Origin of the sequence: Pantoea sp. Sc1, from assembly GCF_000255315.1 — a bacterium.
Lineage (GTDB): Bacteria > Pseudomonadota > Gammaproteobacteria > Enterobacterales > Enterobacteriaceae > Pantoea > Pantoea anthophila.
Map to the genome: position 1 here is coordinate 1,012,607 of NZ_AJFP01000001.1, position 25,500 is coordinate 1,038,106.

At 57.5% G+C, this 25,500-nt stretch carries 22 protein-coding genes, 4 tRNA genes and 1 pseudogene; 23 read left to right on the plus strand and 4 right to left on the minus strand.

Annotation, left to right across the window (positions count from 1 at the left end; all coding sequences use genetic code 11):
- Positions 1 to 116 precede the first annotated feature (116 nt).
- The 17 genes and pseudogenes from trxA (at position 117) to S7A_RS04830 (ending at position 13,884) form a co-directional block, all read left to right on the plus strand.
- Positions 117 to 449, plus strand: coding sequence for a thioredoxin TrxA (gene trxA / locus S7A_RS04755; protein ID WP_003851963.1), 333 nt, complete (start codon positions 117 to 119; stop codon positions 447 to 449).
- A 351-nt stretch (positions 450 to 800) separates the two neighbouring features.
- Positions 801 to 2,060: a transcription termination factor Rho gene (gene rho, locus S7A_RS04760; RefSeq protein WP_003851960.1), complete on the plus strand. Its 1,260-nt coding sequence runs from the start codon at positions 801 to 803 to the stop codon at positions 2,058 to 2,060.
- Positions 2,061 to 2,340: 280 nt separating this feature from the next.
- Positions 2,341 to 3,420: a UDP-N-acetylglucosamine--undecaprenyl-phosphate N-acetylglucosaminephosphotransferase gene (wecA, locus tag S7A_RS04765; RefSeq protein ID WP_033736131.1), complete on the plus strand. Its 1,080-nt coding sequence runs from the start codon at positions 2,341 to 2,343 to the stop codon at positions 3,418 to 3,420.
- 30 nt (positions 3,421 to 3,450) lie between these two features.
- A complete protein-coding gene (gene wzzE / locus S7A_RS04770) occupies positions 3,451 to 4,500 on the plus strand; it encodes an ECA polysaccharide chain length modulation protein (RefSeq protein ID WP_009088421.1) in 1,050 nt (349 codons plus the stop codon).
- A gap of 10 nt (positions 4,501 to 4,510) precedes the next feature.
- Entirely contained in the window at positions 4,511 to 5,641 is a 1,131-nt protein-coding gene (gene wecB, locus S7A_RS04775) for a non-hydrolyzing UDP-N-acetylglucosamine 2-epimerase (RefSeq protein WP_009088424.1), read from the plus strand.
- Positions 5,638 to 6,897: a UDP-N-acetyl-D-mannosamine dehydrogenase gene (gene wecC / locus S7A_RS04780; RefSeq protein WP_009088426.1), complete on the plus strand. Its 1,260-nt coding sequence runs from the start codon at positions 5,638 to 5,640 to the stop codon at positions 6,895 to 6,897. The genes wecB and wecC overlap by 4 nt, the downstream gene beginning before the upstream one ends.
- Before the next feature lie 33 nt (positions 6,898 to 6,930).
- Positions 6,931 to 7,053, plus strand: a pseudogene (locus S7A_RS21080) (glucose-1-phosphate thymidylyltransferase 2 RmlA2); the annotation flags it as partial.
- Complete coding sequence (rffC, locus tag S7A_RS04785; RefSeq protein WP_009088428.1) at positions 7,031 to 7,738, plus strand: dTDP-4-amino-4,6-dideoxy-D-galactose acyltransferase; 708 nt, start codon at positions 7,031 to 7,033, stop codon at positions 7,736 to 7,738. The pseudogene S7A_RS21080 and the gene rffC, both read left to right, overlap by 23 nt.
- On the plus strand, positions 7,725 to 8,855 hold the full coding sequence (gene rffA, locus S7A_RS04790) for a dTDP-4-amino-4,6-dideoxygalactose transaminase (RefSeq protein ID WP_009088429.1): 1,131 nt from the start codon (positions 7,725 to 7,727) through the stop codon (positions 8,853 to 8,855). The genes rffC and rffA overlap by 14 nt, the downstream gene beginning before the upstream one ends.
- Complete coding sequence (wzxE, locus tag S7A_RS04795) at positions 8,855 to 10,105, plus strand: lipid III flippase WzxE (RefSeq protein WP_009088431.1); 1,251 nt, start codon at positions 8,855 to 8,857, stop codon at positions 10,103 to 10,105. Before rffA ends, wzxE begins: the two co-directional genes overlap by 1 nt.
- Entirely contained in the window at positions 10,102 to 11,169 is a 1,068-nt protein-coding gene (locus S7A_RS04800) for a TDP-N-acetylfucosamine:lipid II N-acetylfucosaminyltransferase (RefSeq protein ID WP_009088432.1), read from the plus strand. Before wzxE ends, S7A_RS04800 begins: the two co-directional genes overlap by 4 nt.
- The gene (gene wzyE, locus S7A_RS04805; RefSeq protein WP_009088434.1) at positions 11,166 to 12,509 is read left to right on the plus strand and encodes an ECA oligosaccharide polymerase; all 1,344 of its coding nucleotides are present in this window, start codon (positions 11,166 to 11,168) and stop codon (positions 12,507 to 12,509) included. Before S7A_RS04800 ends, wzyE begins: the two co-directional genes overlap by 4 nt.
- Before the next feature lie 25 nt (positions 12,510 to 12,534).
- Positions 12,535 to 13,275: a lipopolysaccharide N-acetylmannosaminouronosyltransferase gene (wecG, locus tag S7A_RS04810; RefSeq protein WP_009088435.1), complete on the plus strand. Its 741-nt coding sequence runs from the start codon at positions 12,535 to 12,537 to the stop codon at positions 13,273 to 13,275.
- Between the two features lie 158 nt (positions 13,276 to 13,433).
- Positions 13,434 to 13,510: transfer RNA gene (locus S7A_RS04815), tRNA-Arg, on the plus strand.
- A gap of 98 nt (positions 13,511 to 13,608) precedes the next feature.
- A tRNA-His gene (locus S7A_RS04820) sits at positions 13,609 to 13,684 on the plus strand.
- Positions 13,685 to 13,700: 16 nt separating this feature from the next.
- A tRNA-Leu gene (locus S7A_RS04825) sits at positions 13,701 to 13,787 on the plus strand.
- A gap of 20 nt (positions 13,788 to 13,807) precedes the next feature.
- Positions 13,808 to 13,884 (plus strand) — tRNA-Pro (locus tag S7A_RS04830).
- Positions 13,885 to 14,976: 1,092 nt separating this feature from the next.
- Here the strand turns inward: S7A_RS04830 and hemY are convergent.
- The 4 genes from hemY to hemC are packed head-to-tail and all read right to left on the minus strand — an operon-like array spanning position 14,977 to position 19,000.
- Positions 14,977 to 16,173: a protoheme IX biogenesis protein HemY gene (gene hemY, locus S7A_RS04835; RefSeq protein ID WP_009088436.1), complete on the minus strand. Its 1,197-nt coding sequence runs from the start codon at positions 16,171 to 16,173 to the stop codon at positions 14,977 to 14,979.
- A 2-nt stretch (positions 16,174 to 16,175) separates the two neighbouring features.
- Positions 16,176 to 17,309: a uroporphyrinogen-III C-methyltransferase gene (hemX, locus tag S7A_RS04840; RefSeq protein ID WP_009088438.1), complete on the minus strand. Its 1,134-nt coding sequence runs from the start codon at positions 17,307 to 17,309 to the stop codon at positions 16,176 to 16,178.
- Positions 17,310 to 17,333: 24 nt separating this feature from the next.
- Positions 17,334 to 18,062: a uroporphyrinogen-III synthase gene (hemD, locus tag S7A_RS04845; protein ID WP_009088439.1), complete on the minus strand. Its 729-nt coding sequence runs from the start codon at positions 18,060 to 18,062 to the stop codon at positions 17,334 to 17,336.
- Entirely contained in the window at positions 18,059 to 19,000 is a 942-nt protein-coding gene (gene hemC / locus S7A_RS04850) for a hydroxymethylbilane synthase (RefSeq protein ID WP_009088441.1), read from the minus strand. The genes hemD and hemC overlap by 4 nt, the downstream gene beginning before the upstream one ends.
- A gap of 317 nt (positions 19,001 to 19,317) precedes the next feature.
- Here hemC and S7A_RS04855 point away from each other — a divergent pair, with 317 nt between their 5' ends.
- The 6 genes from S7A_RS04855 to yigB all read left to right on the plus strand — a co-directional run bounded on the left by S7A_RS04855 (position 19,318) and on the right by yigB (position 25,393).
- Positions 19,318 to 21,876, plus strand: coding sequence for a class I adenylate cyclase (locus tag S7A_RS04855; protein WP_009088443.1), 2,559 nt, complete (start codon positions 19,318 to 19,320; stop codon positions 21,874 to 21,876).
- Between the two features lie 147 nt (positions 21,877 to 22,023).
- Positions 22,024 to 22,224 carry a lipoprotein gene (locus S7A_RS04860; protein ID WP_009088446.1) on the plus strand — a complete coding sequence of 67 codons (201 nt, stop codon included), beginning with the start codon at positions 22,024 to 22,026 and terminating at the stop codon, positions 22,222 to 22,224.
- A 28-nt stretch (positions 22,225 to 22,252) separates the two neighbouring features.
- Positions 22,253 to 23,077 carry a diaminopimelate epimerase gene (dapF, locus tag S7A_RS04865; protein ID WP_009088448.1) on the plus strand — a complete coding sequence of 275 codons (825 nt, stop codon included), beginning with the start codon at positions 22,253 to 22,255 and terminating at the stop codon, positions 23,075 to 23,077.
- Positions 23,074 to 23,778, plus strand: a complete 705-nt coding sequence (locus S7A_RS04870; protein ID WP_009088449.1) for a DUF484 domain-containing protein — start codon at positions 23,074 to 23,076, stop codon at positions 23,776 to 23,778. Before dapF ends, S7A_RS04870 begins: the two co-directional genes overlap by 4 nt.
- The gene (gene xerC / locus S7A_RS04875) at positions 23,775 to 24,680 is read left to right on the plus strand and encodes a tyrosine recombinase XerC (RefSeq protein WP_009088451.1); all 906 of its coding nucleotides are present in this window, start codon (positions 23,775 to 23,777) and stop codon (positions 24,678 to 24,680) included. Before S7A_RS04870 ends, xerC begins: the two co-directional genes overlap by 4 nt.
- A complete protein-coding gene (gene yigB, locus S7A_RS04880) occupies positions 24,677 to 25,393 on the plus strand; it encodes a 5-amino-6-(5-phospho-D-ribitylamino)uracil phosphatase YigB (RefSeq protein WP_009088454.1) in 717 nt (238 codons plus the stop codon). The genes xerC and yigB overlap by 4 nt, the downstream gene beginning before the upstream one ends.
- The last annotated feature ends 107 nt before the right edge of the window (positions 25,394 to 25,500 follow it).

A 25,500-nucleotide genomic window follows, 5' to 3' on the forward strand; every position in this document is an offset into this window, starting at 1 on the left:
GTGTGGTAGAATATCAGCTTACTATCGCTTTACGAAAGCGTATCCGATGAAATAAAGTCAACCAACATTGGTATATATTACGCCAATTCGCCAGGCATAATCTTGTGGAGTAAAACATGAGCAGCGATAAAATCGTTCATCTGACTGATGACAGTTTCGACACCGACGTGCTGAAAGCCGACGGCGTTACACTGGTAGATTTCTGGGCTGAATGGTGTGGTCCTTGCAAAATGATCGCGCCAATCCTTGATGAAGTTGCAGAAGAGTATGATGGCAAGCTGACCATCGCTAAGCTGAATATTGACGATAACCCAGGCACGGCACCGAAGTATGGCATTCGTGGTATCCCGACGCTGCTGCTGTTCAAAAATGGCGAAGTCGCCGCGACCAAAGTGGGCGCGCTGTCTAAAGGCCAGCTGAAAGAGTTCCTGAACGCCAACCTGGCGTAATGCAGGACTGAATGTCTGGCAGTGGTGAATTTATCTCCTGCTGCTGGACGTTCGCTTTCAGGCGTGCTAATTTACTCACACTGCATTACGAACTTACCTTGTAGTTAGCATCTAAAGTTTTCCCTTGTTGAACCCATTCGCCCTGTACCTTATAAAGATAGAACGGTTCAGCAATCTTACGGTTAGCTCCAACTCTGGCATTACATTCGGACATCTCCCTGCATACCGATCGCCATTCCATTCGATGATCGTCGGGAAGAGCCGAAAAGAGCCATTAACGGCATGGATTAGTTGCCATACCATTCACGACAAACATTCCGAGTATTACCCCGAGTTTAAGAACCCATCACTATGAATCTTACCGAATTAAAGAATACGCCGGTTGCTGAGCTGATTACTCTCGGCGAAAATATGGGGCTGGAAAATCAGGCTCGCATGCGCAAGCAGGACATTATCTTTTCAATCCTGAAGCAGCACGCGAAGAGCGGCGAAGACATCTTCGGTGATGGCGTGCTGGAGATTCTTCAGGATGGATTTGGATTCCTCCGTTCCGGAGACAGCTCCTACCTCGCCGGCCCTGATGATATCTACGTTTCCCCCAGCCAAATCCGCCGCTTCAACCTCCGCACTGGTGACACCATCTCTGGCAAAATCCGTCCACCGAAAGAAGGTGAACGCTATTTTGCGCTGCTGAAAGTTAACGAAGTTAACTACGACAAGCCGGAAAACGCGCGTAATAAGATTCTGTTCGAAAACCTCACGCCGCTGCACGCCAACAAGCGACTGCGTATGGAACGGGGTAATGGTTCAACGGAAGATTTAACGGCCCGCGTTCTGGATCTGGCGTCACCGATCGGTCGTGGTCAGCGTGGTCTGATCGTTGCACCGCCGAAAGCCGGTAAAACCATGCTGCTGCAGAACATCGCGCAGAGCCTGGCGTATAACTACCCGGACTGCGTGCTGATGGTCCTGCTGATCGATGAACGTCCGGAAGAAGTGACCGAGATGCAGCGTCTGGTCAAAGGTGAAGTCATTGCCTCAACCTTCGATGAGCCGGCGTCACGCCACGTTCAGGTTGCGGAAATGGTCATCGAGAAAGCCAAGCGCCTGGTTGAGCACAAGAAAGATGTCATCATCCTGCTCGACTCCATCACCCGTCTGGCACGTGCTTATAACACCGTGGTGCCGGCGTCAGGTAAAGTCCTGACCGGTGGTGTGGATGCCAACGCCCTGCATCGTCCAAAGCGTTTCTTTGGTGCTGCACGTAACGTGGAAGAGGGCGGCAGCCTGACCATCATCGCCACCGCGCTGGTTGATACCGGTTCGAAGATGGACGAAGTGATTTACGAAGAGTTCAAGGGTACCGGTAACATGGAACTGCACCTCGCCCGTAAAATCGCTGAAAAACGTGTCTTCCCGGCGATTGACTACAACCGCTCCGGTACACGTAAAGAAGAGCTGCTTACCTCTCAGGAAGAGCTGCAGAAGATGTGGATCCTGCGTAAGATCATTCACCCGATGGGCGAAATCGACGCAATGGAGTTCCTCATCAACAAACTGGCGATGACGAAAACCAACGATGAATTCTTCGATATGATGAAGCGTTCATAATCTGATACGGCCAGGCCGGACCACTGATTCGGCTTTTTTAATCCAGATTTGCAGAAAATCGCCCTTACGCCACGTCCCGACGTGGCGTTTTTCATTTGTGAGCTATAGGATTGAACACTGGCAGGAGCATTTATAATGACTGTGGTAGTGATGGCGAATTTTTGACCGTTCGTCTGTCTCTTGATGCAGAATTCGGAATCCGACACAGCGATAAACGCGCTTTTTCGCGTATTGTTGTGCGGGATGTTAGCTGAGAGCGTTTAACGTGAATTTACTCACTATGAGTACTGAGCTTGGTTTAATTTTTCTCTTTTCACTGGCTTTCCTCTTTTTTGCTCGAAAAGCAGCTAAAAAAATTGGTTTAGTTGATAAGCCTAACTCACGTAAACGCCATCATGGCGCGATTCCGTTGGTGGGTGGCATTTCCGTGTTCGCAGGGATCTGCTTCACGTTCGCGATTACCAACTACTATCTGCCACACGCGCTGCTCTATCTGGGCTGTGCCGGTGTGCTGGTGCTGGTCGGGGCGCTCGACGATCGCTTTGATATCAGCGTTAAAATCCGCGCCGTGGTGCAGGCGCTGGTCGCTGTCGTCATGATGGTGGGGGCAAAACTCTATCTGCTGAGTCTGGGCTTTATCGTCGGTCCGTTCGAGCTGATCGTGGGGCCCTTTGGCTATGTGCTGACGCTGTTCGCCGTCTGGGCCGCGATTAACGCCTTTAATATGGTGGATGGCATCGACGGTCTGCTGGGCGGCCTCTCCTCAGTGACCTTTGCCGCTATGGGCATCATCCTCTACTTCGACGGCCAGACCAGCCTGGCGATGTGGTGCTTTGCGATGATCGCCGCCACGCTGCCCTATATTCTGCTCAACCTGGGCTTTCTTGGCCGCCGCTTTAAAGTCTTTATGGGTGACGCCGGCAGCACCATGATCGGCTTCACCATCATCTGGATTCTGCTGGAAACCACCCAGGGTCTGAGTCACCCCATCACGCCGGTGACCGCCCTCTGGCTCATCGCCATTCCCCTGATGGATATGGTGGCGATCATGTATCGCCGTCTGCGCAAAGGCATGAGCCCGTTCTCGGCTGACCGTCAGCACATCCACCATCTGATTATGCGCGCAGGCTTCAGCTCGCGTCAGGCCTTTGTGCTGATTACCGTCGCGGCCGCGATTCTCGCCGGTATCGGGGTGCTGGGTGAGTATCTGGCGTTTATCCCTGAGTGGGTGATGCTGCTGCTTTTCCTGGGCGCGTTCATGGTTTATGGCTACTGCCTGAAACATGCATGGCGCGTGGCGCGGCGTATCCGTCGCATCAAGCGCCGTCTGAGCCATCATCGCGAAGCAAAAAATAAATGAACCCGATGCTGATTAAAGGATATCTCTGCCATGCCTTCTGACGTTGTGGACAACGAACTGGATCTTCGCGGCTTAGGCTGCCGGTTATGGCGTGGCAAGCGCTGGATTGTGGGGCTGGCCCTGCTGTTTGCCCTGGTCGCCTGGCTGGCGACGCTGCTGCTGAAACAGGTCTGGAGCACCACGGCGATCACCGATCGTCCGACGGTAAATATGCTGGGCTCCTACTATGCACAGCAGCAGTTTCTGACCAACCTGGATGTGCGGAATAACGCGTTAACCCTGGCGGCGCCCTCGCCAACGGTGATGGATGAGGTCTATCAGGAGTTCATCATGCAGCTCGCCTCGTGGGATACGCGTCGCGAGTTCTGGCAGCAAACCGACTACTACAAGAGTCGTAAAACCGGCAACGCGCACAACGATGCCGCGCTGCTTGACGACATGATCGGCAACATTCTCTTCACCCCGGCGGACGCGGCACATAACCTGCCGGACAACGTCAGACTCAAAGCGGAAACCGCAGGCGACGCCAACAACCTGCTGCGTCAGTATATTGCCTACGCCAGCGAGCGTGCCGCACGTCATCTGAATGATGAGTTAAAAGGGGCCTGGCAGGCGCGCACCGATCAGTTGCAGGCGCAGGTAAAACGTCAGGAAGATGTGGCGAACGCCGTATTCCAGCGCCAGCAGCACCGTCTGGAGCAGGCGCTGAAGATCGCCAGTCAGCAGGGTATCAACGAGAAACAGACGCGTGAAGCGGGTGAAAATCTGGCGGACAGCGATCTCTTCCTGCTGGGCCAGCCCGTGCTGCAGGGACAGCTTGAAACCCTGCGTGCCACCGGTCCCAGCTTCGATATCAGCTATGATCAAAACAGAGCGATGCTGGCCACGCTGCAGACCGGACCCAGACTGAACAGCCAGTTCCAGACCTACCGTTATCTGCGTACGCCGGAAGAGCCGGTATCACGTGACAGCCCGCGACGTCTGTTCATGATGATTATGTGGGGTGCCGTTGGGGCATTAACCGGCGCGGGTGTGGCGCTGGCACGTCGTCCGCGTCTGATGTCAGACACGCATGATTGAGAGAAACAGTGTGAAAGTTCTGACCGTATTTGGTACTCGCCCCGAAGCGATAAAAATGGCCCCGCTGGTTCAGGCGCTGGCGCAGGATCCCGCGTTTGAATCACGGCTGTGCGTCACCGCCCAGCATCGCGAAATGCTCGATCAGGTGCTGCGTCTGTTCAGGCTGCAGCCGGACTACGATCTCAACATCATGCGGCCTGAGCAGGGGCTGACGGAGATCACCTGTCGCATCCTGGAGGGCATGAAAACCGTTCTGCTCGACTTCCGGCCCGACATCGTGCTGGTGCACGGCGACACGACCACCACGCTGGCGGCGAGTCTGGCCGCCTTTTATCATCAGATTCCGGTTGGCCATGTGGAAGCCGGGCTGCGCACCGGCGATCTCGCGTCGCCGTGGCCGGAAGAGGGCAACCGTAAGCTGACCGGCCATCTCGCCCGCCTGCATTTCACCCCGACCTCGCGCTCGCGACAGAATCTGCTGCAGGAAAATCTCGCCGACTCACGCATTATCGTGACCGGCAATACGGTTATTGACGCGCTGCTGTGGGTACGTGATCGGGTGCTGGATGACACCAATCTGAATGCGCAGCTGGCCGCGCGCTATCCGTTTCTCGATCCGGAGAAGAAACTGGTGCTGGTCACCGGTCATCGTCGTGAAAGCTTTGGCGGCGGGTTTGAACGGATCTGCAGCGCGCTGGCGCAGATTGCCCGCCAGCATCCGGAAGCGCAGATTGTCTATCCGGTGCACCTCAATCCCAATGTCAGCGAACCGGTTAACCGGATACTCAGCGGCATTGAAAATATTATTCTGATCGAACCGCAGGAGTATCTGCCTTTTGTCTGGCTGATGAACCGCGCCTGGTTAATCCTCACCGACTCCGGCGGCATTCAGGAAGAGGCGCCGTCGCTGGGTAAACCGGTGCTGGTGATGCGCGACACCACCGAGCGGCCGGAAGCGGTCGATGCCGGCACCGTGAAACTGGTGGGAACCGATGTCGCCACTATCGTGGCCAGCGTGAGCGAACTGCTGAGCGACGATGAGGCCTGGCAGGCGATGAGCCATGCCCATAATCCTTATGGCGATGGCAAAGCCTGCGGTCGTATTTTACAAGCCTTAAAAGATAACCGAGCCGAATTATGAGTTTTGAAACCATCTCCGTGATTGGACTGGGATACATTGGGCTGCCGACGGCAGCCGTTTTTGCCTCAAAGGGAAAAAAAGTGGTGGGCGTGGATATCAACGCGCGCGCCGTGGAAACCATCAACCGTGGCGCGATCCACATCGTGGAGCCCGATTTAGATCAGGTGGTACATGCTGCCGTCACGCGTGGCGACCTGCGTGCCACCACCCAGCCTGAGCCTGCGGACGCCTTTCTTATTGCCGTGCCGACCCCGTTCAAAGATGACCATCAGCCCGACCTGCGCTTTGTGAAAGCCGCCGCAGAGTCGATAGCTCCTGTGCTGAAGAAGGGCGACCTGGTGATTCTGGAGTCGACGTCGCCGGTTGGCAGCACGGAACAGATGGCCGACTGGCTGGCGGCAGCGCGTCCCGATCTGCGTTTTCCGCAGCACGGTGAGACGCCCGATGTCTTCGTCGCCTACTGCCCGGAGCGCGTACTGCCGGGTCAGGTGATGGTCGAACTGATCAATAATGACAGGGTCATCGGCGGCATGACACCCGCCTGTTCCGCCCGCGCCAGCGAGCTGTATCGCATTTTCCTGAAAGGCGAGTGTGTGGAAACCAACGCCCGCACCGCCGAAATGTGCAAGCTGACTGAGAACAGCTTCCGCGATGTGAACATCGCCTTTGCCAATGAGCTGTCGCTGATTTGCGCCGATCAGGGGATCAACGTCTGGGAGTTGATTGCGCTGGCGAATCGCCATCCGCGCGTCAACATTCTGCAGCCGGGGCCGGGCGTCGGGGGACACTGTATCGCCGTCGATCCCTGGTTCATCGTGGCGCAGAATCCCGAATTAGCCCGCCTGATCCGCACCGCGCGCGAGGTCAATGATGCCAAGCCGCAGTGGGTGCTGGACCAGGTAAAAACCGCGCTGGCGGAGTGCCTGACCCAGACCGGTAAGCGCGCCAGCGATATCACCATCGCCTGCTTCGGCCTGGCTTTTAAACCCAATATTGACGATCTGCGCGAAAGCCCGGCGGTGGGCGTAGCGCAGAAGATTGCGGAGTGGCACCGCGGCACAACCTGGGTGGTTGAGCCTCACATTGCGCAGATCGCTGACGCGCTGGCAGGCAAAGCTGAGCTGGTCTCGGGCGAGCAGGCGCTGGCCCAGGCCGATATTCTGGTGATGCTGGTGGATCATCGCGCCTTCCGCGCCATCGATGCCGCTCAGGTACAGCAGCAATGGATTGTCGACACCAAAGGTGTGTGGCGATGAGGCGTTTTAGCGTTTAAATAACTGACATGTGCGGTTGCCTGGCGTAACGGCTGGCTGAGTGACGAACAGCTGCGCGCCGCGGGTGACGCGTTGACGAAAACCGGCTACGGCCAATACCTGCTGGATTTATTACATGCCCGTCCACGTCAATATTAATCCCCTCAGCTGGGAGAGCGCATTCTTCGGTGTTGAGACAGTGAGGCTGGAGCTGCAAGGCGACACCCCACTGGAGCAGGCGCTGCGCCATCCCTGTGCACTGATGCAGATGAAAGTCGCTGCGGGTGAAACGGCGCTGATTGATACGCTGCAGCAGCATCAGTTCCAGCTGGTGGAGGGCGAGGCCGATCTGACGCTGGCGATTGACCAGACGGAACGGCAGGCGGGTATTCGCATTGCGCGTGAGGCACAGATCCCCTCTCTGCGTGACGCCGCGTCGCAGCTCTTCAGTCAGAGCCGCTTTCGTGCGCCCTGGTATGCGCCGGACGCCAGCGGTCGCTTTTATGCGCAGTGGATTGAAAATGCGGTGCGCGGGGCGTTTGACGATCAGTGCCTGGTCGCCTGCGATGCCGCGGGTGGAGTGCAGGGCTTTGTTTCGCTGCGTGCGGTGGAGGGCGATGCCCGCATCGGCCTGCTCGGCGTCCTGCCCGACGCACAGGGACAGGGGCTGGGTCAGCGACTGATGCTGGCGGCGGCGGACTGGGCGCGGGTCAGGCAGCTCGCGCAGCTTCGGGTGGCGACTCAGCTCAGCAATCTTACGGCGATGCGCCTCTATTTACGCAGCGGTGCCCGGCTCGACAGCACCGCCTACTGGTTTTACAGGAAAGGTCATGATTCCATTTAATGCGCCGCCCGTGGTGGGCACAGAAATTGAGTATATGCAGTCGGCGATGAGCAGCGGCAAGCTGTGCGGCGACGGCGGCTTTACACGCCGCTGCCAGCAGTGGATGGAGCAGCGTTTCGGCAGTAAAAAAGTGCTGCTGACCCCCTCCTGCACCGCTTCGCTGGAGATGGCGGCGCTGCTTATCGATCTGCAGCCTGGCGATGAAGTGATCATGCCGAGCTACACCTTCGTCTCTACCGCCAATGCCTTTGTGCTGCGCGGCGCGCGTATCGTCTTTGTCGATGTCCGCCCGGACACCATGAATATTGATGAGACCCTGATTGAAGCGGCCATCACAGAAAAAACCCGTGCCATTGTCCCGGTGCACTACGCAGGCGTCGCCTGTGAAATGGACACCATCATGGCGCTGGCGGCAAAACATAAGCTGTTTGTCATCGAAGATGCGGCGCAGGGTGTGATGTCACGCTACAAAGGCCGTGCGCTGGGTACCATCGGTCATATCGGCTGCTTCAGCTTTCATGAAACCAAGAACTACACGGCGGGTGGCGAAGGGGGGGCAACCCTGATTAACGACGCCAGTCTGGTCGAGCGCGCCGAAATCGTGCGGGAAAAGGGCACGAACCGCAGCCAGTTCTTCCGCGGTCAGGTCGATAAATACACCTGGCGCGATATGGGGTCGAGCTTCCTGATGGCCGATCTGCAGGCGGCCTACCTCTGGGCACAGCTGGAAGCGGCTGAACGCATTAACCAGCAGCGTTTACGTATCTGGCAGCGTTACTATGAGGCGCTTCAGCCACTGGCGGCACAGGGGCGCATTGACCTGCCCGTGATCCCTGCCAGCTGCGAACATAATGCCCATATGTTCTACATCAAGCTGCGCGATCAGGATGATCGTCAGGCGCTGATTAACTGGATGAAGGAAGCCGAGATACTGACGGTGTTCCACTATATTCCGCTGCACAGTTCGCCTGCCGGTGAGCGTTTCTCGCAGTTTGTCGGGGAGGATCGCTTTACCACAGCGGAAAGCGAACGCCTGCTGCGCCTGCCGCTGTTTTATAACCTGTCAGATAATAATCAGAGCACGGTTATCAGCTCACTGCTGAGCTTCTTTTCCTGATGTCATTAGCCAGAGCCTCAGTGTGGACCGCGTCGTCCACGCTGGTAAAAATTGTGTCTGGTCTGCTGGTGGTGAAACTGCTGGCGGTCAGCTTCGGTCCTGAAGGTGTGGGGCAGGCGGGGAACTTTCGTCAGCTGATTACCGTGCTGGGTGTACTGGCCGGGGCGGGCATCTTCAACGGTGTCACCACGTATGTGGCGCAGTATCAGCAGCAGCCCGGCCAGCTGCGGGCGCTGGTGGGCACGGCATCGGCCATGGTGCTGGGCTTTTCCGGCGCGCTGGCGCTGCTGTTTCTGCTGGCGGCGGCCCCGGTCAGCACGGCGCTGTTTGGTCATGACCGCTATCAGGGCGTTATCCGCGTGGTCGCTTTCCTTCAGCTCGGCATCGCCTGGGCCAACTTTACGCTGGCGCTGCTGAAGGGGTATCGCGACGCGCGCGGCAATGCGCTGGCGCTGATCGCTGGCAGCCTGATTGGGGTCATGGGCTATCTGGTCTGCTGGTGGCTGGGTGGCTATCAGGGCGCACTGACCGGCCTGGCGCTGGTGCCGGCCCTGCTGCTGCTGCCGGCCCTGGTGATGCTGAAACGCCGCGCGCCGCTGCCGCTGAGCTGGCTGCGTCCGCAATGGCATCCTGAGCTGGCGCGCAATCTGGCGAAATATACCCTGATGGCGCTGATCACGGCGGTAACCCTGCCGGTGGCCTGGGTGCTGATGCGTAACCTGCTGGCAGAGCAGCAGGGCTGGGCGCAGGTCGGCCTGTGGCAGGGCGTGACCAGCATTTCCGATGCCTATCTGCAGTTTATTACCGCCACCTTCAGCGTCTGGCTGTTGCCGACCCTGGCACGGCTCGATAACAAGCGCGACATCGCGCGGGAGATTGGCCGGGCACTGCGCTTTGTGCTGCCTGCCGTGGCCGTCGCCAGCCTGACTGTCTGGGTGCTGCGCGATTTCGCCATCAGCCTGCTCTTCTCCGAAGCCTTTCGCGGGATGCGCGATCTCTTTGTCTGGCAACTGTGCGGCGATGTTTTTAAAGTTGGCGCCTATGTTTTCGGATATCTGGTTATCGCCAAAGCCTCGCTGCGCTTTTATGTTCTGACTGAGATCAGCCAGTTTCTGTTACTGACCCTGTTCTCACGCTGGCTGATCCCGTTACATGGCGCAACGGGGGCCGCACAGGCCTATATGCTGACCTACATGGCTTACTTTGCCCTGTGTTGTGGCGCTTTTATTGTTTACTGTCGGAAAAAATGAGTTTAATTCACGTTCTGGGATCGGATATTCCCCATCACAACCTCACGGTGCTGCGCTTTTTTAACGACGTTCTCAGCGTTGAGCAGCCTGCGGCTTCGCCACGCCATTTTATGGTGGTGACCGGGCAGCCCGAGAGTCTGGCAACGTTCAGTGCGTTACAGATCGAGTGCTTCGCCAGCAAGAAAGCGCTGGCGCAGGCGGTAGTGCAGCGGGCAAAAAATCGTCAGCAGCGTTTCTTCTGTCACGGCCAGTTTAACCCGTGGATCTGGCTGGCACTGCTTAGCGGAAAGCTGCGCCGCTCACAGCTGTTCTGGCATGTCTGGGGAGCCGATCTTTATGAAGACTCACGCAGCCTGAAGTTCCGCCTGTTCTATCACATTCGCCGGTTAGCTCAGGGGCGGGTGGCACAGGTTTTTGCCACCCGTGGAGACCTGCACCACTTTCAGCAGCGGCATCGCCGGGTGCCGGGTTCACTGCTCTATTTCCCGACCCGAATGCCTGCCGCCGCCGTGCAGGCCGATCCGACGGAACCGTTCACGCTGCTGCTGGGCAACTCGGGCGATCCGAGTAACCTCCATATTGAAGGCTTAAAAGCGATTCACGCGCAGTTTGGTGAGCAGGTGCGTATTGAGGTGCCGCTGGGTTATCCGCCGGGCAATGAGGCTTATATCAGCCAGATTCAGGCCGCAGCGGATGCGCTGTTCCCGCAGGGGCAGGTGAACCTGATACGTGAAAATATGGCGTTTGAAGCCTATCTGGCGCTGCTGGCGCGCTGCCACGTCGGCTATTTTATGTTTGAACGTCAGCAGGGGGTGGGCACACTCTGCCTGCTGATTCAGGCGAACGTGCCGTTTGTGCTGACCCGCAAAAATCCATTCTGGCGCGATGTGGCAGAGCAGCAGTTGCCGGTCCTGTTCAGCGAAGATACGCTGTCGCCTGCTGTTATCGCCGAGGCGCGTCGCCAGCTCATGACCTGTGATAAAGCGGCGATCGCCTTTTTCGCTCCCGGTTATCTGGCAGGCTGGCGGTCAGCGTTACAGCTCAGCGAAGGGGAAAAGTCATGAGTCTTATGCAGTTTGGCGGCCTGCTGGTGGTCTATCTGCTGTCGCTGGGTTTCATTCTTACCCTGACATGGCGGGAGTTTAAGCGTGTCCGTTTTAACTTCCACCTCTTTTTCACGCTGCTATTTTTACTGACCTTCTACTTCGGCTTTCCGCTGACCTCCCTGCTGGTGTTCCGGTTTCATGTTGAGGTGGTGCCGGTGGAAAACCTGCTGGAGGCGCTGCTCTCTGCCACGGCGTTTTATGCCATCTATTACGTCAGTTATAAGGTGCGGCTGAAGCCGGCCAATGCACCGCCTGCAAAACCCTGGCTGCAGATGAACCGGGTCGAAACCCACCTGACCTCTGTGATTCTGGCGCTGGTGGCGCTGGGCACCGTTACGGTGTTCTTTATTCACAACGGTTTTCTGCTGTTCCGCCTGACGGCCTATAACCAGATCTTTTCCAGCGAAGTGTCGGGCGTGGCGCTGAAGCGCTTCTTCTATTTCTTTATTCCGGCGATGCTGATCCCCTATTTTCTGCGTCCGACGCGTCGCAACTGGCTGCTGTTTCTGGTGGTGACGGTGGCCTTTGGCCTGCTGACCTACGCGCTGGTGGGCGGGACTCGCGCCAATATCATCATTGCGTTTGCGCTGTTCCTGTTTATCGGTATCACGCGCGGCTGGATCACCCTGTGGATGCTGGCAACGGCGGGGGTGATGGCTATCGCGGGAATGTTCTGGCTGGCGCTGCGCCGCTATAACCTGGACGTTATGGGCGATGAAGCGTTTTACACCTTTCTTTATCTGACGCGGGATACATTCTCGCCGTGGGAGAATCTGGCCCTGCTGCTGGATAACTACGCCAGAATAGAGTTTCAGGGGCTGGCACCGCTGTGGCGCGATTTCTACGTGTTTATCCCCACCTGGCTGTGGCCGGATCGGCCGCTGACCGTGCTGAACAGCGCGAACTACTTCACCTGGGAAGTGCTGGATAACCATTCGGGCCTGGCCATTTCCCCGACGCTGATCGGCTCGCTGGTGGTCATGGGCGGCGTCTGGGCGATTCCGATCGGTGCCGTGGCGGTAGGGATGATTATTAAAGCCTTCGATGCGATCTACCAGCGTGGCTGCCGTGAAGCCAACCGCTACAGCGGTGCTATCCTGCAAAGTTTCTGTTTTGGTGCGGTCTTTAACATGATCGTGCTGGCACGCGAAGGGCTGGATGCCTTCGGTTCACGCGTGGTGTTTTTCTGCATCATTTTTGCTGCCTGTCTGGGCCTGGCTAAATTACTTTTCTGGTTACTGGATCGCGCAGGTTTAATTCGCGACCGCAGTGGACGGGTGCTACACAGCCCGCTCTGATTAACCTCTGGGATTAACGGAAGATATGACACAGTTAACGGATACGCCGCAGTACCGGATCCGCGGCGTTGACCTGTATGGCTTCGAAAATATGTCGTCGGCGGTGAGCTTTCTGATGCCGCCGCAGAGCGTACGCAGCGGCATTCTGGTGGCGATCAATGCGGAGAAGATCCTGACCGCCGAGCGGGATGAGGGATTACGCACGCTGCTGGCGCAGGCGGAGTATGCGTATGCCGATGGCATCAGCATTGTGCGCTCGATCCGTAAAAAGTATCCGCAGGCGTCAGTGCAGCGTATTGCCGGCGCAGATTTGTGGGAAGCGCTGATGGAACGCGCCGGGCGCGAAGGGACGCCGGTGTTTCTGGTCGGCGGTCGCCAGCAGGTGCTGGATGAGACCTGCGCGAAGCTGCGTCGTCAGTGGAATGTGAATATTGTCGGGGCGCAGGATGGCTATTTTGCGCCAGCGGACCAGGATGCCCTGTTTGCCCGGATTGCCGCCAGCGGCGCAAAGCTGGTGACCGTGGCGCTGGGGTCGCCGCGCCAGGAACTGCTGATGCTGGCGTGCCGCGCACACTGGCCGGATGCGCTTTATATGGGGGTAGGGGGAACCTACGACGTCTTCACCGGCCATGTGAAGCGCGCACCCAAAATCTGGCAGCGACTGGGGCTGGAGTGGCTCTACCGTCTGATTCGGCAGCCGAGCCGCCTGCGCAGGCAGTTAAAACTGCTTAAATATTTGCGCTATCACTGGCGCGGCGATCTCTGATATCGCTGATAAATGCCGCATTTTTACGCACGGTGAGCGCGGAAATGTACTATTTGTCGACGAAATGCACAAAGCGTAATCAAACGCGCCTTTTTATTTAAAAAGCACTAGACACGATGGGCGCTTATCTCTAGTATGCACATCCGCAACGGCGCTACGCGCCCGTAGCTCAGCTGGATAGAGCGCTGCCCTCCGGAGGCAGAGGTCTCAGGTTCGAATCCTGTCGGGCGCGCCATATCGTTTGTGCGCATGAGCTTCGGTGGTTGATTTACCGCGGTTGGCAGTAAAGATTTACATGCTGCAGGTCTTTGACTTGTAACATTAAGTACAGTGGTGGCTATAGCTCAGTTGGTAGAGCCCTGGATTGTGATTCCAGTTGTCGTGGGTTCGAGTCCCATTAGCCACCCCAGATTTTGCTGGGATACGCGAAGGTGGCGGAATTGGTAGACGCGCTAGCTTCAGGTGTTAGTGTCTTAACGGACGTGAGGGTTCAAGTCCCTCTCTTCGCACCAGGCAAAACAGTTAAAAAAATCGGCGAGTAGCGCAGCTTGGTAGCGCAACTGGTTTGGGACCAGTGGGTCGGAGGTTCGAATCCTCTCTCGCCGACCATTTTTAGAAACCTGTCTGAAAAGACAGGTTTTTTTTCGTCTGTAGAAAAGTGGGTGAGGACCTTTGCAGAAGGTTCAGGCAGGTACGGCGAGATAAGTTTACTGTAAATCTGAGCCTGCGAAGGGAACACGGTCAGATCGGAAAGTCGCTTAAGCCATCCATGGCCGCTCGGCCCACGCGATTATGCACCTCATCCATGAGGTGCGCCCGTAAACGGGCCAACGCGTTGCGTTGTTCAAAAACGCTCCCGGCGTTTTTATCCGGGCGGCGGGACGCTTTCCTCCTCTGCCCGTGCTCCCTGCGCGTTGAGCTTCTTCATTGCTGTAAACCCTCTGAAGCTTATGTCAGTACTTAATGCGTCTGCCAGACTTAAAGCGAAGGGAGCATACGCCTGTAGCAAAGCATAGCGGGCCAGGGATGGCCCGCGCTGAGCCTGCCAGGGATGGCGTCTTTTGCGTCTTTGCGAAAGGCGTATGCTCCCTGAAGCCCGCACTGTGGTGAGAGCCGGCGTGCTCGTTAGCGTATTGTTTGATGCCAGATTACCCGCTTTGAGTGAGTCAGTTGTCAGAGAAGGTTGCTGAAGCAGGATCGCTAACGTCGTGAATTGCCGACAAATAAGTTATTGTTATTTATAGATTCATAAAGAGTCCGGGCTCGCTGTCTCCGTTCAGAGACAGAGAAAGTCTCTGCTGTCGCCAGATACCGACACTTACCCGCCATCTGCTCCGCTGAAGCACTCAGCATCTTCAATAACATAATGATTTAAAATAGTTTTTAAAATAACCTTCAATCTGGCACGGCTTGTGCAATACTCCTGCTGTAGATGCTCATTCCACCTCTTATGTCTGCTGATGCTGCATAAACCTGGGAATGATGCAGAGCCAATTTTAGGTACCTGTTGTCTGCCTGCCTGTATCGCGAAAGCCTTACAGGATTACCAGACACCACGTTGAGTCGGGTACCTCCCGGTTGTCTTACCGACCTGATCTTACACCTGCCACTGGCAGGTGTTTTTTTTGCCTGAGGAGAAGGAGCGGCAGATTGCGGGCACAAAAAAGCCGGGCGAGCCCGGCTTAGTTAGCTTTGCGCCTGTCAGGCGCCAGGATTATTTTTCAGCGTCAGCAGTAAGCCTTCACGGCGCATCTTCGCGGCCTCTTCCGGACGATGCAGACGATCATACACATCCGCCAGCCACGCATAATCGAATGCGTCAGGACGCTGTGCCAGCGCCTGCTGCAGAGCATCCGCTGCCTGCTGCCACTCTCCATGACGCATCAGCAACTGCCCCAGCGTGCTGTGCAGCAGCGGCGTTGCGCCATGCTGTTTGATCTGCTGACGTAGCGCCTTCTCAAGTGCTTCCGGATTGCCGCTTTTAATGCGGGGCATCAGCAGCACCAGACGATCGTCATAATGACGCTTGAGGCCTTCCAGCACGATCGACTGCGCGGTGTCATGATCGTTGCACTCAATCAGGTGATCCGCCATGGCGACCTGCAGCGTGGTATCCTGACGGGTCTTACGGCTCAGCGTATTCCACCAGCGCTTCAGACCGTCACTGCCCTGATCGGCCATCGCCTGATTCATCAGGCCCAGCCAGGCCTGCTGCTGCAACGCGTCGCGATGGAGGTCGTCGCCGACCTGCGCTTTCTGCATCGCAGGCAGAATATCCAGCAGCGCACTCCAGGCGCCGGTACGGACATAGGCCTGTTCAGCCAGACGCAGCACTTCAGGATGACGCGGTGCCACTTCCAGCAGACGATCGATGCTGTGACGTGCGGCGTGATCTTCATTGCGCGCCAGCTGAATACGTGCGCGGGCAATTTCTACCGGAATAGTATTGTTTTCGGACAGCTCTGCCGCGCGTTCAAGATGCTGATTGGCACGCACTTCATCACCGCGCTGCTGCGCGGCTTCCGCAGCCAGCAGGTAGTTTGCTACCGGCACATCCGCGTGATCGGCATCTTTAGAGAGCAGTTTTTCCGCCTGACGGTGGTCACCTTCCGCCAGCTTCATCAGCGCAGTCTGCGTATGACGCTGGGCGCGGCGGCGTTTACGTCCGGTAAACCAGCCACGGGTGCGTGCGCCGGTTCGCAGCACGCGACGCAGCAGCCACTCCACGGCCAGAATTACCAGCAGGCTGAGAATAAGGATAATCACCAGCCCGGTGACGCTGGTTTCGATATTCCAGTTATCAGTCTGAATCAGCACATAGCCCTGATGACCGGCAATCATCGGTCCCAGTACCACGCCCGCAATCAGCAGGATAAAGAGGATAAATACCTTAAGCATGCTTAGCCTCCCTGCTGAGTGGCAGCGGCAGAGGGCTGAGCTAACAGGTTCCGCACACGGGTCTGCATCAGCTGTTCCAGCAACGGCTGGCTTTCCAGCGTGTCAGGCAGATCCATATTGATGTTCTGCTGGCTCAGCTCATCCAGCTGGGCAAGGAAGGCTTTCGTTGCCGCATCGTTAGTGTCATACCAGGCGCGAACCCAGGCGGAGACGGTATCGATAGATTGTTTGTAAATCTCATCCTGATGACGCGGCACAGCCTGCGCTGCGATCAGCAGACGCGAGCGGATATTCTCACGCAGATAGACATCCTGATTCGGGGCCAGCAGCGGCTGTGCGGTGTTATCGCGGCGGCGGATGGTAATAAAGTCATCCATAAAGTTGTGCCAGCTCTTCACCAGGTTCTGACGCCACTCGCGCACGGAACCCGACAGTTCGCCGCCATCGCTGTCCATCGGCGCATCATCGCTGTCGTTGTCTGCCAGACGCAGATTATCGACGTTGTTCGACAGCTGATTCAGCTTGAGGATCACGCCGTCATAATCGACCTGCGTCACGGAGGAGAGATTGCTGATGTCCTGGGTCAGGGCGCGACGCACGTTCATTACGCTGGGATCGTTCATGTCGGCCAGGCTGGCATCGGCGCTTTTCAGCAGCGCAGCGGCGGTCGTGACATCCTGATCGCTCCAGAGCTTGCGGCCAGCCAGTTTCACCAGATAATCGGCCTGGGCCAGCAACCAGCTGCGCACGTCATTGCCGGAAATCACGGCCATTTTTTCACGCAGGGTTTCCAGCTCTTTGGCTGACGCGTTCTGCTGGGCCTGTGCCGTTTGCAGTGCGGTTTCAGCGCCGCTCAGCTGCTGGGTCAGCTGCTGTTTGTCGCTGCTGGCCTGCTGCTGCAGCGCACTCAGCTGGTCACTCAGCTTCTGATTGGTTTGTGCCTGTAAATCAGCCTGATGTTTCCCGTAAAGGTATAAACCTGCACCCATCGCCAGCGCAATGACGATCGCCACTGCCCCCAGCGCCATGCCACCTTTATTCGCATTGCGCGGAGGCGTGTCGTTGCTGGAGAGAGAGCGGTCGACCGCTGGGGTGGTTTCTTCAACCATGGCGGAGGAGTCTTTTTGTTCCGTCATATGTGGCACATCCCATTGTTAAGTTCATCGTAACGCGCGCAGCAGCGCATCGTTATCGGCACCATCGGCTACCTGAATATCCTGCCAACCCAATCCTGCGGCCAGGGTAGCCAAACGTTCACTGACGACAATCAGTCGGCAGTTGAGCAGCCATTCCTCGCGATCGACTGCGGGGAACAGCGAAAAGAGCTGTTGTAACATTTCACCGCTGGTGACCACCAGTACCGAGACGCCGCGATCGCGCCAGCGGCGGCCTTCGACCGGTCCGTCGTAATGCTTCTGACAGCGCTGATAACAGGCAGCAAACGTCACCTCAGCACCACGCCGGGTTAATGTCTCTGCCAGCAATTCGCGTCCGGGGTCGCCGCGCAGGATTAGCGCACGTTTACCGGTAATCTGCTGCAGCGTATTCAGCTGAATCAGTTCTTCACTGGTTTCATGAGCATGGGGCCATGTTACCTGCCGGCCGCTGGCGGTGTGAAACGCCAGCGCAGTGCTGCGACCAATTGCATAATAGTCCAGCTCGCCGGGCCATGCTTTGATCGCGTGCTGCGCGTAGTGAATAACCTGCTGAGAAAGAATGAAAACCATGTCCCCCGGGCGGAGGGCGGCGAGCTTCTGAGGCAGAAAGGGGAGGTCCGCGCCCGGTGCGAACTCGATTAGCGGCAGGCTCCACGCCTGCCTGCCAAGGGCATGCAGGCGTGACACCAGCTCTGCCGCGGCGGGTTCCGGGCGCGTCACCAGAATGGTCATGCCGGTGGCTGCCCCTGGTAAACGTCCTGCAGAATCTCACGGGCGCCACCGTCCAGCAGCTCGTCGGCCAGGGAAATGCCCATCTCGCGGGCCTGACTCCGCGGACCACGACGCTCGCCGCTGACCATTACATGACCATCCGGTGCACCGACCATGCCGCGCAGCCAGAGTTCATCGCCTTCCAGCACGGCGAAACTGCCGATAGGCACCTGACACCCCCCTTCGAGACGGGTATTCATGGCGCGTTCCGCTCTGACACAGACTTCCGTGTCGTCGTGATTCAGCGCCTGCAGCAGGCCGATCAGGGTGGTGTCATCCAGACGGCATTCAATACCGACTGCGCCCTGGCCCACGGCGGGTAAGGAAACTTCAGCAGGCAGGGCCTGACGAATACGATCTTCCAGCCCCAGACGTTTCAGCCCGGCAACGGCGAGAATAATCGCGTCATATTCACCGGCATCCAGTTTGCTCAGACGGGTGCCCACATTGCCCCGCAGCGAGCGGATCACCAGATCCGGGCGGCGAGCGCTAATCTGGCACTGACGACGCAGGCTGGAGGTGCCGACAATAGCACCCTGAGGCAGCGCGTCCAGGCTGTCATAATGATGAGAAACGAACGCATCGCGCGGATCGTCGCGCTCGCAGATGGTTACGAGGCCCAGACCTTCAGGGAAATCGACCGGCACATCTTTCATTGAGTGCACCGCCATATCGGCCCGGCCATCCAGCATCGCCAGCTCCAGCTCTTTGACAAACAGCCCTTTACCGCCGACTTTCGCCAGCGGCGTATCAAGAATAATGTCACCCTTGGTGACCATCGGCACCAGTTCAACGCGCAGTCCCGGATGGGCGCTCATCAGGCGTTGCTGTACATAATGTGCCTGCCATAATGCGAGCGGGCTTTGTCTTGTAGCAATTCTGAAAATTTTGTCTAACATGCTGTTAACCATTTTTATCGTTCACTGAATATCCTATCATCTCTGGGTGAATACTGTCAGTTTCAACGGATTGAAAACGGCCTGTGAGCGGTTTCAGGCCCGGTTTATCAAGCCATCACGTGGGAACCAGTGCTGAAAAGGCGGGAAGCTGGTAAGAACGTGCTAAACTGTTAAGTAGCGCAACTTTCTTTACGGTCAATCTGCCGGGTGTTAGATTGATCACGTTTCCAGCAATTATCTGCCCACTTTTTTACTTTTATAAGCGGCAGAGCGGGGAAACAGGGTGCTTAAACACTGGGACAATCAGGCGAAACGTCTTGTACCTCTACATTGAGACACTGAAACAGAGACTGGATGCAATCAACCAGCTGCGCGTTGATCGTGCGCTGGCTGCCATGGGACCCGCTTTTCAGCGCGTCTACAGTCTGCTGCCAACCTTATTACATTATCAACATCCGCAGATGCCGGGTTACCTTGAAGGTAACGTTCCACATGGCATCAGCTTTTTCACGCCTGATGAAAACCAGCGTCAGCTGCTGGCCGATCTCACCGGTGACAGCGACCTGCGCCATGCCGATGCGCCGAAAGGCGAAATGCCGATCACGGCGATCTACTCCATGGGCAGCACCTCCTCTGTCGGGCAGAACAGCGTCTCAGATCTCGATATCTGGGTCTGCCATCAATCCTGGCTGGATAATGAAGAGCGGCTGAATCTGCAGCGCAAATGCACGCTGCTGCAGAAGTGGTGCGTCTCGATGGGCGTGGAAGTGAGCTTCTTCCTGATCGACGAGAACCGCTTCCGTCACAACGAAAGCGGCAGTCTGGGCGGGGAAGATTGTGGCTCAACGCAACACATTCTCCTGCTGGATGAGTTTTACCGCACCGCGGTGCGTATGGCGGGTAAACGCCTCCTGTGGAATATGGTGCCGGGCGAAGAGGAGCATCACTACGACGATTACGTGATGTCGCTCTACGCCAAAGGGGTGCTGACGCCTAACGAGTGGCTCGATCTGGGCGGCCTTGGCACCCTGTCGGCGGAAGAGTATTTCGGTGCCAGCCTGTGGCAGCTCTATAAGAGCATCGATTCGCCCTATAAAGCGGTGCTGAAGACCCTGCTGCTGGAAGCCTACAGCTGGGAATACCCGAACACCCAGCTGCTGGCGATGGACATTAAACAGCGTCTGCACGATGGCGAAATCATCTGCTTCGGGCTGGACCCTTACTGCATGATGCTGGAGCGCGTGACGCACTATCTGACCAGCATCGACGATCAGCCGCGTCTCGACCTGGTGCGGCGCTGTTTCTATCTCAAAGTTTGCGAAAAGCTCAGCACGGACGACCATCCGCAGCGCAGCGGCTGGCGTCGCGAAATTTTATCGCAGCTGGTGAAAGAGTGGGGCTGGAACGACGAGAAGCTCGCTATCCTGGATAACCGCGCCGGGTGGAAAATCGAGCGCGTGCGTGAAGCCCACAATGAACTGCTGGATGCGATGATGCAGAGCTATCGCAACCTGATCCGCTTTGCCCGCCGTAACAATTTAAGCGTGAGCGCCAGCCCGCAGGATATCGGCGTGCTGACCCGTAAATTGTATGCCGCCTTTGAGGCGCTGCCGGGCAAAGTGACGCTGGTGAACCCGCAGATTTCACCCGATCTCTCTGAGCCGAACCTGACCTTTATTCATGTGCCGCCTGGCCGTGCCAACCGCTCCGGCTGGTATCTCTATAATCAGGCGCCGGATATGGATTCGATCATCAGCCATCAGCCGCTGGAATATAACCGCTATCTGAACAAGCTGGTGGCGTGGGCGTGGTTCAATGGCCTGCTGACCCGTAAAACACGGCTGCATATCAAAGGCAATGACACCTGCGATCTGGCGCGCCTGCAGGAGCTGGTTAACGACGTCTCCAGCCACTTCCCGCTGCGCCTGCCTGCGCCGACGCCCAAAGCGCTCTACAGCCCGTGCGAAATTCGGCACCTGGCGATTATCGTGAACCTTGAGCACGATCCGACGGCGGCCTTCCGCAATCAGGTGGTGCATTTTGACTTCCGCAAACTCGATGTCTTCAGCTTCGGTCAGCAGCAGCAGTGTCTGATTGGCAGCATTGACCTGCTCTACCGTAACTCCTGGAATGAGGTGCGAACCCTGCACTTCAGCGGTGAACAGGCGATGATCGAGGGACTGAAAACCATTCTGGGCAAGATGCACCAGGATGCTGCACCGCCAGACACGGTAGAAGTCTTCTGCTACAGCCAGCATCTGCGCGGTCTGATTCGCACGCGCGTTCAGCAACTGGTGTCCGAGTGCATTGAGCTGCGCCTCTCCAGCACGCGTCAGGAGCCTGGCCGCTTCAAGGCGCTGCGTATGGCTGGCCAGACCTGGGGACTCTTCTTTGAACGCATGAGCGTCTCCGTGCAGAAGCTGGAAAACGCGGTGGAGTTTTATGGCGCGATCTCCAATAACAAGCTGCACGGGCTGTCGATCAAAGTCGAAACCAACCAGACGCCGCTGCCGCCGGTGGTCAACGGCTATGCCAGCGAAGGCATTATTCAGTTCTTTTTCGAGAACACGACGGACGACCAGGGCTTCAATATCTACATCCTGGATGAGTCCAACCGGGTTGAGGTTTATCATCACTGCGAAGGCAGCAAAGAGGAGCTGGTGCGCGACGTCAGCCGGTTCTACTCCTCCTCGCACGATCGCTTTACCTACGGGTCGAGCTTTATCAACTTTAACCTGCCGCAGTTCTACCAGATAGTGAACACCGGCGAGCGTTTTCAGGTGATACCGTTCCGCAGTCAGACGCTGACCCAGCTCTGCACCAGCCAGCCTGACAACGACAACAGCGACTATCAGCCACGCTATCAGGTGCACTGATGCCGACCGGCTGCCTGCGTTCAGCAGGTGGCCGCGCGCTTCCTGACCGCTTATCAGGTTCACGCTATTTGCGGGGATTTCCTGTTGCTTTTCCACCTTCAACTGCGATGATAAGCATCCAGGTAAAGGACATGAAGAGCATAAAGAATGAAGAAAGTGATAAGCCTGTTTGCCATGACACTGGCAGTAATCAGCCTTGCAGGTTGTGGTCTGAAAGGGCCGCTTTACTTCCCGCCGAAGGATCAGCCGAAGAAACAACAAGCGCCGACCGAACGCCAGAAAGCGGACGCCTCTAAAGCCGATGTGGGCGGGCTGGTAACCGGCAATTCAGGCGTAAAAGCGAACTAATCTGATGGCTTACCCGGCGGAGCAAAAAATGCAGTTCTCCAAAATGCACGGTCTCGGCAACGATTTTATGGTTGTGGATGCGGTGACGCAAAACGTCTTCTTTTCGCCGGAATTGATCCGCCGGCTGGCCGATCGTCATCTGGGGATCGGCTTCGATCAGCTGCTGATTGTTGAACCGCCCTACGATCCCGATCTCGATTTCCACTACCGCATTTTCAACGCCGACGGCAGCGAAGTGGCTCAGTGCGGTAACGGCGCACGCTGCTTTGCCCGCTTTGTGCAGCTGAAAGGGCTGACCAACAAAAGCGATATCCGGGTCAGTACCCAGAATGGCCGCATGGTGTTAACCGTGACGCCGGACGATCAGGTGCGCGTAAACATGGGCGAACCGAACTTTGAGCCGCAGCAGGTGCCGTTCCGTGCCAATAAAGCGGAAAATCTCTATCTGCTGCGCGTGGCCGAACAGACGGTGATGCTGGGCGCGGTGTCGATGGGCAATCCGCACTGCGTGATTCAGGTTGAAAGTGTGAAAACCGCACAGGTTGAACTGCTGGGCCCGATTCTGGAAAGCCATGAGCGCTTCCCGGAGCGGGTCAATGTGGGTTTCATGGAGATCGTCAATCCCGAACACATCCGCCTGCGCGTCTACGAACGCGGCGCGGGAGAAACGCAGGCGTGCGGCAGCGGCGCCTGTGCTGCCGTGGCATGCGGCATCCAGCAGGGCATTCTGGCACCCAAAGTGCGTGTCGATCTGCCCGGCGGAACCCTGCATATCACCTGGAAAGGGGCCGGACAGCCGCTCTACATGACCGGTCCTGCGACACACGTCTACGATGGGTTTATTCATCTATGAAAAATATCGAAGAGCAGGCTGACAGTTCGGTTCTGCTGGACGATCAGGCCGTCAGTGATTATCTTCGGCAGAATCCCGATTTCTTTATCCGTAACGCCCGCGAAGTGGAACAGATGGCCGTGCCGCATCCGGTTCGCGGCAGCGTCTCGCTGGTGGAGTGGCATATGGCGCGTCAGCGCAACCACATCCAGCGGCTGGAAGAGGAGATCACGCTGCTGATGGAGCAGGCCAGCGCCAACCATGAGCTGTTTGATCGTCTGCTGTCGCTGGAGAGCCATCTGGCCGCGGCTGACTCGCTGCAGGATATGCTCAACCGGCTGCATCGCTGGGCGCGAGAGCTGGGGCTGGCGGGTGCCAACGTGCGGCTGTTCAGCGATAAATGGCTGCTGGGCGCCCCCTCCGATTTCTTCCAGCTGAGCCTGTCGCGTCAGGCCTTCGAACCGCTGCGTATTCAGCGTTTCGGTCATCAGCACCACTATCTCGGCAACATCAACGGCCCGGAACTGCTGCTGCTGCTGCCGCAGGCTAAAGCGATCGGCTCGGTAGCGATGTCGCTGATGGGCGAAGCGGGCGACCTCGGCGTGCTGATTTTCAGCAGCCGCGACAGCCAGCACTATCAGTCAGGCATGGGAACGCTGCTGTTGCAGCACCTGTCACAGATGATGCCAGGTCTGCTGTCGCGCTGGGTTGAACGCGCATGAGCAGCGCGCTGCAGGAGGCCGTTGACGGATTTCTGCGCTTCCTGAAAGTGGAACGCCAGTTAAGTCCGCTGACCCAGAGCAGCTATGCGCGCCAGCTGGCTGCGCTGGTCGCCATTGCGGATGAGATGAAGCTCAGCAGCTGGGCCGCGCTGGAGCCCGCCCAGGTGCGCAGTATGGCGGCACGCAGCCGCCGCGCCGGACTCTCGGCCAGCAGCCTTGCGCTGCGTCTCTCAGCCCTGCGCAGTTTCCTGGACTGGCAGGTCAGTCATGGTATGCTCGCCGCTAACCCCGCCAAAGGGGTGATGACGCCGCGTAAAGCGCGCCATCTGCCGAAGAATATCGACGTTGATGAAGTGAATCAGCTTCTGGAGATCGATCTCAGCGATCCGCTGGCCGTTCGCGACCGGGCGATGCTGGAGGTGATGTATGGCGGCGGGTTGCGTCTCTCTGAACTGGTCAATATGGATTGCCGCCACGTCGACCTCGATTCCGGTGAGGTGTGGGTGGTGGGTAAGGGCAGTAAAGAGCGCCGGGTGCCGATTGGCCGCACGGCCGTGACCTGGATCGAACAGTGGCTGCCGCTGCGTGAGACCTTCGGCTGTCAGGATGATGCGCTGTTTCTTTCAACGCGCGGCAACCGCATCTCGCCGCGCAGCGTGCAGAAGCGCTTCGCCGAATGGGGCATTCGTCAGGGCGTCGCCAGTCATATCCATCCGCATAAGCTGCGTCACTCCTTTGCAACGCATCTGCTGGAATCCAGCGGCGATCTGCGCGCCGTGCAGGAGCTGCTGGGGCATGCGAACCTGTCGACGACCCAGATCTATACCCATCTCGACTTCCAGCATCTGGCTTCGGTGTATGACGCCGCGCATCCCCGCGCCAAACGAGGAAAGAACGAATGAAGTTTTATCGTCCGCTGTCGGCCATCAAAGCCATGACTTTCGACCTTGATGACACGCTTTACGATAACTACCCGGTGATCCGCCGCACCACGCTGGAGTCTCATGCCGCGTTACAGGCTTTTCATCCGGCGCTGCGCGACTTTACGCCGCAGGATTATCAGCAACTGCGTGATGAGCTGTTGCAGCGAGAGCCCGACATCTTTCACGACGTTTCGGAGTGGCGCCGCCGTTCGGTTGAGCTGGCGATGCTGAATATCGGCCTCTCTGCAGCGGAAGCCACGGCGGGCGCGGCAGAGGTGATGGCGGTCTTCCACCAGTGGCGGAGTCAGGTTGTGATGCCGGAGGAAACCCATCAGACGCTGAAAGCGCTGGCGGAGAAGGTGCCGCTGGTGGCGATCACCAACGGCAACGCCAGCCCGGAAAAAATGGGTATTGCCGGCTATTTTCAGTTCACTCTGCGCGCCGGGCCCGACGGGCGCGCCAAGCCGTGGCAGGATATGTATCAGCTGGCGGCGCAGCGTCTTGCTATCGCGCCTCACCATATTCTGCATGTGGGCGACGATCTCACCACTGACGTGGCGGGTTCGCTGCGCGGCGGGCTGCAGGCGTGCTGGATTAACCTGCGGCAGGGCAACCTGATGCATATCCCGGACGCGCGCCTGTTGCCGCATGTCGAAATTTCGCGGTTGGCATCACTCACCTCACTGCTATAATGGCTGTAAATTTATCCAGTCGTTGCCGCTTTCAGCTTTGCCGCCAGCCTTGTCTGTGGCAGGCGCAATACCGCGCGCGATGACGGCGTTTTCTCTTTGGTAACCGG